Here is a 12,590-nt window from a genome sequence, read left to right as displayed (position 1 = left end):
CCCCGGTTCCGTCAGTGGTGATCTCGGTTGACCAGGCCAGTGTCGTCCGCCTAAAATGTACCCGCAAGTACAATCCTGGAGGTCGGACTTGCTCACCAAGAAGGGCGCCGCGACCCGCCTGCGGATCATCGACGCCGCGGCGTCGGAGATCCGCGAGCACGGCGTCAACGCCACCACACTGGACGACGTGTGCCGGCGCAGCGGAACCGGCAAGAGCCAGCTCTTCCACTACTTCCCTGACGGCAAGGAAGAACTCCTCCTCGCGGTGGCCCGGCGGGAAGCCGACCGGGTGCTCGAGGACCAGCAGCCACACCTCGGCCGGCTGACCACGTGGCAGGCCTGGGAAAGCTGGCGCGACGCCGTCGTCGAGCGATACCGGCGGCAGGGGGTGCACTGCCCGCTCGGCATCCTGATCACCGAACTGGGCAGAACCACCCCGGCAGCGCAGGAGGTCACCGGGCAGCTGCTCGCGCAATGGGAGGCGCAGGTCCGTGCCGGAATCGAGACAATGCGCGAGAGCGGAAACGTCCACGCGGACGTCGATCCCGGCTCCACGGCGATGGCGATCATCACGGCGATCCAGGGTGGCGTCACGATCCTCATGTCGACCGGGTCCGCCCGCTACCTGGAGAGTGCACTGGACCTCTGTCTCGACCACCTGCGCTGGACCGGTGCGGCACCCCGGGGTTCGCGAAACCCGACACCTCTGTGAACAGGTGCCGGCACCTGACCAACCCCACAACCGGGACCATCCGCTCGAACCTCGACCGGGCCTGCCCTGAAGCCACCCACCGTGCGGTCGTTGGCGGAATCGGCCGGCGCCAACGTCCGCTCGTCGGCATGACCGGATGTCCGTCGGCGAATGTGGTCCGGACGGGGTGCGCGATGACGAACGTCGGTGGGCGACGTGACGTCCGCCGATCGGGCGCCGTCGAGGCGGGCGGTGCTGGGGAACAGGGCGACGGCATTGTCCGATGTCCCGGTGTTGTTCTGGCGCCAGGAAATCTTCCGGGGTCGTCGGTCAGTCCACTTGCGCGACGGTGATGACGACGTTGCCGATTTTCTGTCCGGTCTCCACATACCGGTAGGCCTCGACGATCTGGTCCAGTGCATACCGGCGGTCGATGACCGGTGTGAAGTCCCCGGACTCGATCAATTCTCGCAGGTGGCGAACGATGGCCTGGTTGTCCCGCGGGAACGCGAACTTCACCTTCCGGCCGCGCAGCAGTGGGGTGACCAATGCCAGCATGGGATTCTGCGCCCAGGGCCCCAGCTCCGAGGACAGGTACACACCACCGGGTTTGAGCAGTCGTCTGCAGCGGCCGAACGTGCTCTTGCCCACCGCGTCGAACACCGCGTCGTAGGTCTGCTCGTCTTCGGTGAAATCCCCGGCTGTGTAGTCGACGACCCGGTCCGCGCCCAGGCTTTTCACCAGCGCCAGGCTCTCCGTGGCGCACACCGCGGTCACGGTGACGCCGAGACTCTTCAGCAACTGCACGGCCGCCGAGCCGATCCCGCCGGTCGCGCCGTAGACGAGGACGTCCTGCCCGGCCCGGATCCCCGCGTGCCTGATGGCCGCGAGCGCGTAGTGCGCCCCCTCGGTGCCGGGAGCGGCCTGCTCGAAGGTCACGCCCGCCGGCACGGTCGCGATCGAGCCGTGCTCCGGCACTGCCAGGTACTCGGCGTGCGCGCCGAATGCGCCCTCGTTGTACCCGAACACCCGGTCGCCGACCGAGAAGGACGTGACACCACGGCCGAGGGCCTCGACCTCTCCGGCGAACTCGGTTCCCATGATCGTCCGCCGAGGCCGGGTGATGCCGGTGAGCAGTCGCATGAAGAAGGGCCTGGCCGCCCGGTAGGCACAGTCCGTCCGGTTCACCGTCGTCGCGTGCACCCGGACCAGCACGTCCCGGTCCCCGACCGCCGGCCTGTCCACCTCGCGGATCCGAACGACCTCCGGCGGGCCGTACCTGGTGTGCACCGCAGCCTTCATGCGACACCCCTTCACGCCTGCTAAACCTTACCGCGTAAGGTAACCATACGTTGTAAGGTGCGGGCAACGGTAAGGAGAGTTCGGTGGCATAAGGCGGCTCGGAAACCGCTCAGCCGTCAACGCGCGACCGCTCCGGCACCCGGACGGCTCGCTGGTTGACCTGACCAGTCCGCTCATCGCCGCCGCCACTGCGGCCGGGCTGGCGCCGGTCGAAAGGTGCCTCGCGCTGACCGCTGGACCAGCGACGCGAACTTCTGCTGCATCGGTGCTTCGTCCGCGGTCCGCTACCTGCCGACGAGGGTGATCGTTTTCCTTACGGGGATCGGCTCAGCCTCGTCGCGGCGGAGTGGCCGTTGCCGGCGGAGGCGATCGTCTGCGTGCCGTGGGCCGCCAGAGCCTGCTGATATGTGCCGGGTTTCGACGAGCTTGGTGTTGTAGTGGGCACCGTTCACGACGGTGGTCTCGACGAGTGCCTCGAAGTGCTTCATTTTCTTGAGTCGGCGGAGGAACTTCTGGTCTCCGAGCTTCTCGGCAGCGGCCTCAGTGCCGTGTTCGAAGCATCCGGCGACGATGACGAGTTCTGAGGTGTCGGGCGCGAGGGGGTTTGGCGTGCGGATGATCAAAGCGTGGTCGCTGACCGGGTAGCCCGACTCATCGTACTGCGGTATCAGTAACCGGCCGGTTCTCAGATCCTGCACCATGGCTGCCTCGTGCTCTGGATCTTCGGCGAAATCGTAGGAGGTTGTTCCGCGTAGCTTCGCCATCATTGTTCTCGTCACGGCGTTCGCCACTGGGCCGCCGACCAGGACGAGGTCCGAACTCAGCTCACGCGGCGACAATTGCTTCGACTCGGTGATTTTCCCGGCGAAGCCCAGCCTGCGGAGCTGTGCTTCGATCTCCACGAGGGCCCCGATGTCACCCATGCCCACCACGCCGGCGTTGGCCCACCGCCGATGCGGCCCGAAGTCATGCGCTCCCAGAACGATGAGCGGGTGGCGGCCACCCAGCGCTCGCCAGAACCTTCGTGCTCGAACCAGTTTGAGGCGTCGTCGCGCATTCGTCGCCGACCAGACCAGCATGCCACCGATAGCTGCCGCGATCAGATTGCTGGAGATGTCGGGGACGGCTTGGACAAGCCAAGGGCCGACGCTTACGACAGCCGGACTCATAGACAGCTACCCCTCGTCGACATGACTCCTCCTGCCAAGTCGCGAGCGGCCAACGGCCTGTTACCGCCTGTCCATCCTCGCTGGCGACACGTGGCAGGAGTGCTGTCGAAGTCGATTCACGGGCTGCAGGCACATCGGCATGAGCGCGGCTCTGCCGCGAGCAAATTCGGTCGCTGCAGCAGCTGACTCCGACCTACTCTCTCCAGGAACCCGCCCAAGGCGCATCTACCCGGTAAGGGTGCGTCCTGCCCGTCGCTTGGTGGGGGTGGCAGCCCGTTCGAGCCGGGCCGGGTCCGGGGAACCCACTCCTCGACGGGAGGTGTCGGGGTTCCCGCTCCGGCGCTCGTCGGCATGAGAGCGCGTCCCGACGGACGACCGGTCAGCGGCATGAGAGTGCGTTGGCCGTGCGTTCACCGCCGACGCGACCGGCGACAGCGACGGCCGACGCCGTGACTCTCACAGGGGTCCACCTGCCGCCGCGAGCTGACCTGCCGGCGCCGGGGCGGGAATAACTCCCCGGGTTGGTCGCTTCTCATGACTATCATGAATCCGGACCAACCGGTGCGGAGCGGAGACGAGGAGTAGACGATGTCGGTCATCGAACTGACCACCTTCACCGTGGTCCCCGAACAGACGCAGGCCATGCTGGACGCGCGGCCGGGGATGGTGTCGGCCTTCCGGGACGACCGGCGGGGATTCCTCTCCGCGCGGCTCGTCCGGCTCGACGAGACGACGTGGCTGGACTTCGTCGAGTGGACCGACGACGCCGCGTGGGACGAATCCAAGGCCAAGGGAGCCAACCTTCCCGCCATCGCGGCCTTCTTCGGCACGATCGACTCCCTCGTCGGAGCCGAACGTGGTGTTCGCTACGACGACGCCGAAGACGGCACTCGCCGGGCCCGGACCGTCGCCTACGGTCCCCACCGTTCGCAGGTCGGCGAGCTCTACCTGCCCGAGGGCGACGGCCCCTTCCCGGTCGTGGTGCTCGTGCACGGCGGTTACTGGGCCGCCATGTGGGACCGGCGCCAGATCACCGGCGTCGCCGACGATCTGGTCGGCCGCGGCTACGCGGTCTGGAACATCGAGTACCGCCGGATCGGGGAAACCGGAGGCGGCTGGCCCGGCACCTTCCTCGACGTGGCCGCCGCGGTCGACGCCCTCGATGGCATGGATCCCGCGCTCGACACCGGCCGCGTCGTGCTCCTCGGTCATTCAGCCGGCGGCCACCTCGCCACCTGGGCCGCCCACCGCGGCGTCCTCCCACCCGAAGCCCCGGGCGCCGGGCCCAAGATCACGCCGGCCGGCGTGATCACCCTCGCCGGCGCCCTGGACCTCGAGACAGCCGCTGCCTCCAGCTTCGGCGCGGTTCTCGCCGACCCGGCCGCCGAACCGCCGAAAGACGCGCCCGAGCCCGCGCGACCCGACGTCTGGCCCGCCGTCGCGGCGGCCGCCGGCGACGGGATCGTCCCGCTCCTGGTGGGTGGGCCGGAGCACTACGCCTGGACCTCGCCCCTCGCACTCCCCGGCGCCGGCGTCCCGGTACTCGCGGTGCACGGGACCGCCGATGAGGCCGTCCCGGCCGGCTGGAGCCGTCGTTACGCCGAGAAGACCACCGCCGAAGGCGGCCGGGCCCGCTACCTCGAAGTCGAGAACGGCACCCACTTCGACGTCGTCCACCCCGGCCACCCGGTCTGGCCGGAGATCACCGGCTGGATCCAGGACACCCTCAGCCGTCGGGAGGACCGGTGAACCGGGCCGAACGCAACGCGACCGACCCCGACCTCGGCGTCCTGGCCGGCCGGTTGCTGTTCGCAGTGCAGCGCGAACTGTTCTCGACACTGGCCCGGCAAGGGTTCGGCGACCTCAAACCCCGCCACGGCGCGGTGCTCGCCTACCTCGATCCGGACGGCGTGCGGGCCTCGGAGCTGTCCCGGCTTTCCGGCCAGTACAAGCAGAACATCGGCACCCTGATCGACGAACTGGAGTCACTCGGGTACGTCCACCGCCGGCCCGACCCCCGCGACCGCCGCGCGAAACTGATCTGCCCCACCGACCGGGGACTCGCCCAGATGCGCACCGCGGACGCGATCATGGCCGGCATACAGCAGCGACACGCCGACCGCCTCGGACCGCGGCAGTACCGGCAGTTCACACGCATGCTCGCCGACATCACCGAACACCAGCGCCACCACGCCGGCTCTGCCGACGACCGGTGAAACCCTCCACCGCGGACAGTTGCGGCCCGGGAACCGCGCCGCTCCCGGGCCGCGTGAACCCCACTCACCGGCACATCGATGCACGCCACCGTCGCCGGGGCCCCTGGTTGTTGCCGCGCACATCCGCGATCCTCCGGCTGCCGACGAAATACCGGTAGTCAGACGTGCGTCGGCGGGCGGTGAAGGTCACCGTGCAGCCGACCTTGGCGGCGCGCCAACCCGGGGTTGACCACCAGCGCCGGGGTCAGGAGCGCACCTGCCGGGCTGCGACCTCTCCGGTCGTAACTCACCGACAAGCCAAGCAGCCTCGCCCGCAGCGGAACTCATTCCGCGATCTGCATGATCAGGCTGGCCTTCAGCTCGCTCATCGGCATGAGCGCGCGCCGGACATCCGAGCAGGCCACGCGATACGTTGGCGACATGTCCGAGTCCGGCACCGTCATCTGGCCACCTACGCCGATCAGAGCCGAGCGGCTCGTGCTCCGCGGGGCCGAGGCGCGGGACCGGGCGGCATTCCTTGGCGTATACCTCGTGCAGCACGGTCACCGAGTGTCCTGCCCGCAGCGCCACCTGGGCTGAAATCACGCCACCCGCCGGCCACGTCGACACGCAGGCATGCCGCAGATCGTACGGCCGGCGAGCCCTCGGCTGCGGAACTTGCCGGGTGTTGACGACCACGCGGGTGTCGATCGCCCGGACCCGCTTCGGCGCCGCAACGTCGTGAGATCACCCAGCCGCGACACATTCACGGCGTTGGTGCTCAGCCAGGCGCCGGAGCGGAAGTGACTCTGGCGGCCGCCTCCGGCGCGCAGGCTGCACCGGTTCACCCCCTCGGCGGTTGCCGCGGCTTCGTGACTCCCCGGGCTGTCCCATGGTGGAGACCTTTCACGAAAGAACGAGCCCCGAGGACCATGCGCACGAACCCGGTTTTCCTTGTGGTCTGAACCTGAGCACCGCTACCGTCGGGGTTCAGCCGATGCGGGGAGACTGACTGTGCGGGTGCTCGGAGCTGTTCTGGCAAGCGCTTTCCTGCTGACCGGCGCGACACCGGCCGTCGCCGGGCCGGGCTGGTCGCCGTCGCCGATCGCCTGGACCACCTGTCCCGATGACCCGGACAGCCCCCAGGCCCCGGATGGCGAATGCGGCACGCTGCGGGTGCCACTGGACTGGGACCGGCCGCACGGGCCGTCGATCGACCTCGCGGTGGCCCGGCACCGGGCCGGCGATCCGGGGCGCCGCCTCGGCGTGCTGGTCGCCGACGCCGGCGGCCCCGGCTCGTCGGGCGTGGAGTTCGCGCTGTCCTCCGGCTACTTCAGCCCGGAGATCCGCGCCCGGTTCGACATCGTGGGCTTCGACCTGCGCGGGACCGGCCGCAGCGCGTTCATCCGGTGCGCCGACCCCACTACCGAGCCGCCGGGTGACGAGCCCGCCGACCGGGCCGCGTTCGATGCCTTGCGTCAGTACAGCCGCCAGGCGGTCGCCGATTGCCGTGCCCGCAACCTGCCGGTCTTCGACCACGCGAACACCGCCGTCAACGCCCAGGACCTGGACGCGGTCCGCCGCGCGCTCGGCGAAGAGAAGATCAGTTTCCACGGCATCTCCTACGGCACACTGCTCGGCCAGCAGTACGCCGAACTGCACGGCGACCGGGTCCGCGCGATGGTGCTGGACAGCACCATCGACCACAGCGCCGGCCTCGTACGCTTCGTGGGCGACCGGGCCGCCGCCCTGGACGAGCTGTTCGGGCAGTTCACCGCGTGGTGCGCCCGGACCGCGACCTGCGTGCTGCACGGCCAGGACGTCCTGGCGACCTGGCGGCGGGCGCAGGCCGCCGCCGACGGGATGCCGTTGCCGCACAACTGGCTGCGCGACCGCGTGTTCTCGGACATGTACGGCCCGGACTGGGACGACGCCGCGCAGGTGATCGCCGACACCGCGGCCGGCCGATCGCCGGTGACCGCCCGGTTCGAGCTGAACTACTACTCGATCCGCCTGGCCGTCGTCTGCCAGGACTTCGACCTCCGGATCGGGACTTTCGCGCACTACTCGGCCGTGTACGCCGAAGAGCTGCGCCGGTCGCCGATCATGCGGGGCACCCCGCTGGGCCACGGCGAAGTGGCCGCGTGCCTCGGCGTCCCCGGCCCGCCCGCGAACCCGCCGCACCGGCTGGCCATCCCACGGGCACCGCGGATCCTGGTGATGAACTCCCGCTACGACCCGGCGACGCCGTACGCTTTCGCGGTGAACATCCACCGCCAGGCCCCGGCGAACACCACGTTGCTGACCTACGAAGGCTCGGGCCATGGGGTTTACACCCGCACGGCCTGCACCCGCGGCGTGGTGGACGACTACCTGCTGGCGCTGAAGACGTCACCGCACGACTTCAGCTGTCCCGCCTGAGGACGTTCTCGTCAGGACCGCGCGGATCCGGCGGGAACGCCAGCCCGGCGAGCCCGGACCGGCCGGGTGCGCGACTGCTCGCCGGGCTGGTGGCGTCCGGGCTGCGGGCCGAAGCGATGGCCGTCGATGTTGTCCACAATGGCCTCGACGCGCAGGAGCGGCCGGCCCTGCACGACTACGACGTGCTGGTGCTGGACCGGGACCTGGATGGCAATTGGCTCTGTCCGTCTGGAGTGACGGCGCTCGGTCGATTGCCGGCCGGGCCTGGTCACGGTGACAAGCTCAGCACAAGAGCGCCGCCCGGCGAAACCGATTACGGCAGGCTGTACTGGACCACGGTGCGCCCGCGCTGGTCGCCGACGCCGTCCAACACGATCATGTACGTGGTGCCCGCTGCCGCCGGGAACGTCACCCGGGCCTGCCGGCCACTGGGGTTGTTGTCGTTCTCGGTCACCAGGTTCAGCGCCGCCACGTTGTCACCGGTGTACACGGCGAGCTGGGTGTCGTAGTTGTCCAAGCCGGATTGGAAGGTGGCCATGCCGGTGCGCGGCGCCTGCCACGAGAACCAGACCGTGTGCGTCGCGGGGTCGCCGGCGTGGGGCCGCTCCTGGATCTCGTGCGTGGCGCCCTCGTTGATCGAGCCGACGAGCGAGCTGCTGCCCGGCGGCGGGCCGCTCAGCGGCTGGGCGCCGTAGAAGCTGTCGTTGCCCGTCCACGTCAGCGTGACGTCTCCGGTGTCGGTCGAGTTGTAGCCGTCCACGGCGACGAGGTACTCCTGGCCCTGGCTCGCGACGAACGACACCTGGCTCTGCAACCGGTGGCCTTCGTTGAAGTCGGCGTCGTCGTTCGAACCCATTTGGACCAGCCCGGAGAAGCCCGGACCGACCCGGCGGTACACGGCGAGTACGGTGTCGAACTTGCTGCCCTGAGTCCGGAAGATGGCCTCGGCGGTGGCGTGCGCCGTCCACTTGAACCACACCGAGTGGTTCGCGGGTTTGACGATTTGGCCGTTGAGGTAGTGCGCGGGCTCGCCGGGCTCAGCCGACGCGTTGCTGTTGTTCAGCGAGGGCGCGTACTGGCCGCTGACGCCGACCAGGCTCGCCGCGTTCGCCATGTCGTCGTTCGGGGGGCCGAAGGCATCCGCCGGGCCGGCGAACACGTGCGCCCCGCCGCCGGCGGTGGCGACCAGTGCGCTCGTGACGACCAGTCGCCGCAGGAAATCGAACATGATGCGTGGTTTCCTCTCGTTGTGATGTGCCGGGTCGACCGTTCAGACCACCGTCCGGCTTGGCGCTGTACCGGGTTCTGTGCGGCCGCTACTCGACACGGAGTCCGTGCGTGGCAAGTGATGGTCAGCCTGCCGGGCAGGCCTGCTGGGGGCACTGGGGGCAGACCCCAGGCATCACCCCAGGGTGCGTGAACGGGCGACGAGCATGACCGCCAAGTCAGGCGTCGAGGCCGAACCGCCGGCGAAAGTCGACGATCGTCTGCATCGCCAGGTGTGGGTAGAACGCCATGCGCTGGCGGGTCACGGCTATCAGGTGGAGGTCGTCGGTCAGCTCCGTCTCCTCGAGCTGGTCGGTGAAGACCTCCAGCACGGTGGCGCAGAACAGCGCGAAACAGGCAGCCTGCGAACGCAGGCGCGTCACTGGATCGGCCAGGTCGGCCTCGGCTTCGTCGGCACGGACGCCGGCAGCGAACTCCGCGAGTTCGGCCGGTTCCTGCATCCGTCTGATCCGCAGGATCTGCCCGGTCAGCTCGGCGAGTTCGGCGGTCGGCGGCAAGGCGCCGGCGACGCCGGCCAGCGCATGGGCCTTGCTCTGCAGCTCCCGGGCCACGAACGCCCGGGCGACCTGGGCGAGCGACGGGCGGTAGACCGCGGCGGCCATGTCGATCATTTCGATCGTGTAGCGCTTGAGATCGCGAGGAAGCCCACCTGAGACGCAATGACAGAGGTAACCGAACTGCTCCGGAAGACCGATCAGCCGGAGGGCGATCCACAGCCTGCTTTCGTCCAGGGTGAAGTGTTCGAGGCGGATCATTTCGCTGAAAGCACTGTCGAACGCATCGCGAACGGCCAGACCTCGCTGCTCGAAGTTGAGGACGGCGTCGTCGGAGACCGACACGAAGAACAGGCAGCCGGGGACGTCGAAGATCGCTTTGATGTCGTTGATGAACTGGTGCGCCTTCTCCGGTTCGCCGATCTTGTCGAGCTCGTCGATGGCGATGATCAGATGATGCTCGGACACGCCTTCTTCCTGCAGGCGCCGCGAGGCGAAGCCCGCGAACTCCCGGAACTTGTCGACGACCTCCGGATGGGTCAGCTGCTGTTCGGCGCGCTGGGTGGACCAGGTTCGGCCTGCCTCTCCTTTGAGCGGCATGCTGAGCTTGCCGGACCAGCCGGTGGTGTAGGTCTGCAGGAACCGGATCTGGTCGAGCTGCTTTCTGGTCTGCCGCTGCAGCACCGCCAGCCCGCGCACCCTTCGCCGCCGCGGAATTCCGGCGATCGCGTTCGTGATCGAGAGGAGCAGCCAGCCGATCACGACGAGCGGGACCAGGGCGAGGACCGCCAACGCGACGAGGTGCACCGGTGACTGGCCGGACCACAGCCGGTCCACGTCGTTCGGGAAGCCGGCGATCGCACGCCGGATCAGCCCGGCGATGTCGGCGCCGAACCGGGGAAGGTCGGTGTTCCACAGCAGGAAGGCCGTGTCGGCACAGGCGAAGACGAAGACGAGGCCCAGGACGATCCGGAGTGCGGCGGCGCGCAGACCACAGCCCTTCTCCGGCCGCGGCGAACCCACTCGCTCGAGGACCGCGCGGCAGAGCAGAGCGTGCAGATGCAAGACGAAGTCCCGGGCTTCGTAGTTCGCCGGTGCCGACGCGACGACGACGAAGGGTGCCGGGCTTCCCGGGCTGGTGTGCAGGCCGCGGGCGATCGAGCGGATCGCGGTGGTCTTCCCGACCCCGCGGTGCCCGGCCAGCGCCACGGCGACGGAATCCGCACGGCTCAGTACCCTGGCCAGCCGCCTGGTCCCGGCGGTTTGGACGATGTTCGACTCCGCTTCGCCGTACAGACCGTGGATCTCCTGGAAGATCAGGCTTCCGCCGTAGACCAGCACGCGGTTCCGGCGGACGAACTCCCGGATCTCGGGGATCACCACCTCGGTCTGCACTGCCTGCCGCCGCGAGCCGAGGCCGATCAGGTCCTCGTGCGGAACCATCCGGCCGATCTCGAAAAGGCTGTCGAACGGCAAAAACTTCGGAACGTGCCGCAGCACTATCGAGACGGAAAACAGCGCGACCCCCGCCAAACCCACGACCCCCATCGCCGAGAACCCCACGGTCAGCTGCGGGCCGCAGTAGGCGAGCACCGCCACGTAGCCGAGACCGATCATCCCGGCGACGAAGAGCCATCCGATCTTTTTCGGCGTCAGATCGCTCAGGCGTGACGAGCGCTGCGCCGAATCCGCCCGCCGTGCGTACTCGTCCTGCGCCATGCGAACCCGAGCCAAGGCGGTTTCGCTGCCCATCACCGCTCGCTTGGCATCTTCGGCGCGGATGGCCTCCGCGCGCAAAGCAGCCTTGATGTCTTCTCGAGCCAGCGACTCGTCCAGCATGACTTCCAACGCGAGCCGGGCGGTCCACAGCTCGAATCCGTCGGCCATCGCGCTGTCCCAATCCAGCAGCACGCCGGGAGCGAGCTCGCTGACCGGTTCGACGTCGACACTTTCCATGAATCGAATGACCGCGTCCCGCCAGCGAGCCAGCCACCGGAATCTGCGACTCGCGTCATCTGGATGTACCAATTCCCGCCTCCCCGTGCGGTCTGCCGGCTTCGGGGAAGTCGCAGCGGAGAAGCGAAGCGCTACAGGATGTGAAGGAATCTGCGCGACCAGCCGACGCCGGACGTCGCGCCGAGCGGCACACCCCGGTCCAGCGGCTGAGTTCTGCGCCGCCGGTCAGTTCGAAGCGATCTGGTGGCCGTCGGGGAAGTCGGTGGAGCGGGACAGTTCCTCCCACTCGTTCAGGTCCTTGTCGACCGCCGCGCGGCCGGCCGTGACCAGGCGCAGCGCGTCCGAGCCCAGGACCAGATGCACCGGCGGCTTCTCGGCCTCCAGGACCTTCAGGACAGCCTCGGCAGCTTTGGCCGGGTTGCCCAATTGGTTGCCGCTGGCCGCTTGCCGGGCCGCGCGGATGGGTTCGAACAGCGGGTCGTAGTCCCGGATGGATCGTTGCGTGCGGACCATCGATCGCCCCGCCCAGTCCGTGCGGAACGAGCCGGGTTCGATGATCGTCACGTGCACGCCGAAGTCCGCGACCTCCTTGGCCACGGTCTCCAGGATGCCCTCCACCGCGTACTTGCTGCCGCAGTAGTAGGCCAGCCCCGGTACGGTCATCAGCCCGCCCATGGAACTGACCGCGAACACGTGCCCCGCACGACGCTGACGCATGAACGGCAGCACCGCCTGCACCGTGGCGGCCACCCCGAACACGTTGACGGCGAACTGCGCCCGCAGCTCGGACAGCGGTGATTCCTCGAACACTCCCTCGTGTCCGTATCCGGCGTTCGCGATGAGCACGTCGATCGGCCCGACATGCGTCTCGATCTCACCGACGACGGAGAACACCGCGTCGTCGTCGGTGACATCCAGCCGGCGCGCGTGCGTACGTCCCGGCGCGAGCGCCTCGAACGCCGCGACGTCCTCTGCCCGGCGGACCGTGCCGACGACGGTGTGCCCGGCATCCAGCGCGCCCTGGGCGAACGCCCGGCCGAGACCGCTGCTGACACCGGTGATCAGGAAAAGCATG

Annotated in this window: 9 protein-coding genes and 1 pseudogene; 5 read left to right on the top strand and 5 right to left on the bottom strand. The window is 68.9% G+C overall.

Translation table 11 applies throughout. From position 1 onward, the window contains the following. Positions 1 to 88 precede the first annotated feature (88 nt). Positions 89 to 712, top strand: coding sequence for a TetR/AcrR family transcriptional regulator (locus AB0G28_RS10160; RefSeq protein ID WP_361085716.1), 624 nt, complete (start codon positions 89 to 91; stop codon positions 710 to 712). A 309-nt stretch (positions 713 to 1,021) separates the two neighbouring features. Here the strand turns inward: AB0G28_RS10160 and AB0G28_RS10155 are convergent, their stop codons facing one another. Further along, positions 1,022 to 1,993, bottom strand: a complete 972-nt coding sequence (locus AB0G28_RS10155) for an NAD(P)-dependent alcohol dehydrogenase (protein ID WP_361085714.1) — start codon at positions 1,991 to 1,993, stop codon at positions 1,022 to 1,024. A gap of 284 nt (positions 1,994 to 2,277) precedes the next feature. After that, positions 2,278 to 2,916 (bottom strand): hypothetical protein, encoded by a 639-nt coding sequence (locus AB0G28_RS10150; protein WP_361085711.1) that lies wholly within the window; start codon positions 2,914 to 2,916, stop codon positions 2,278 to 2,280. An 834-nt stretch (positions 2,917 to 3,750) separates the two neighbouring features. On the opposite strand from AB0G28_RS10150, the gene AB0G28_RS10145 reads away from it, so the two are divergent. From AB0G28_RS10145 to AB0G28_RS10130, 4 genes and pseudogenes are all read left to right on the top strand, one after another. Beyond that, positions 3,751 to 4,911 carry an alpha/beta hydrolase fold domain-containing protein gene (locus AB0G28_RS10145; protein ID WP_361085708.1) on the top strand — a complete coding sequence of 387 codons (1,161 nt, stop codon included), beginning with the start codon at positions 3,751 to 3,753 and terminating at the stop codon, positions 4,909 to 4,911. Beyond that, complete coding sequence (locus tag AB0G28_RS10140) at positions 4,908 to 5,378, top strand: MarR family transcriptional regulator (RefSeq protein WP_361085705.1); 471 nt, start codon at positions 4,908 to 4,910, stop codon at positions 5,376 to 5,378. Before AB0G28_RS10145 ends, AB0G28_RS10140 begins: the two co-directional genes overlap by 4 nt. A 999-nt stretch (positions 5,379 to 6,377) precedes the next feature. Further along, positions 6,378 to 7,778: an alpha/beta hydrolase gene (locus AB0G28_RS10135; protein WP_361085702.1), complete on the top strand. Its 1,401-nt coding sequence runs from the start codon at positions 6,378 to 6,380 to the stop codon at positions 7,776 to 7,778. Positions 7,779 to 7,852: 74 nt separating this feature from the next. Continuing rightward, positions 7,853 to 7,984: pseudogene (locus tag AB0G28_RS10130) on the top strand (response regulator transcription factor); the annotation flags it as partial. Between the two features lie 107 nt (positions 7,985 to 8,091). Here the strand turns inward: AB0G28_RS10130 and AB0G28_RS10125 are convergent. The 3 genes from AB0G28_RS10125 to AB0G28_RS10115 all read right to left on the bottom strand — a co-directional run bounded on the left by AB0G28_RS10125 (position 8,092) and on the right by AB0G28_RS10115 (position 12,589). After that, entirely contained in the window at positions 8,092 to 9,006 is a 915-nt protein-coding gene (locus AB0G28_RS10125; RefSeq protein ID WP_361085699.1) for a hypothetical protein, read from the bottom strand. Positions 9,007 to 9,223: 217 nt separating this feature from the next. Beyond that, complete coding sequence (locus tag AB0G28_RS10120) at positions 9,224 to 11,515, bottom strand: P-loop NTPase fold protein (RefSeq protein ID WP_361085696.1); 2,292 nt, start codon at positions 11,513 to 11,515, stop codon at positions 9,224 to 9,226. Between the two features lie 225 nt (positions 11,516 to 11,740). Next, positions 11,741 to 12,589 (bottom strand): oxidoreductase, encoded by an 849-nt coding sequence (locus tag AB0G28_RS10115; RefSeq protein WP_361085693.1) that lies wholly within the window; start codon positions 12,587 to 12,589, stop codon positions 11,741 to 11,743. Position 12,590 lies beyond the last annotated feature (1 nt).

The sequence above is a fragment of the Amycolatopsis sp. NPDC021455 genome, assembly GCF_040640995.1.
Lineage (GTDB): Bacteria > Actinomycetota > Actinomycetes > Mycobacteriales > Pseudonocardiaceae > Amycolatopsis.
Note: the sequence above shows the minus strand (reverse complement) of the source record. Positions and strands in the feature narration are given on the sequence as shown.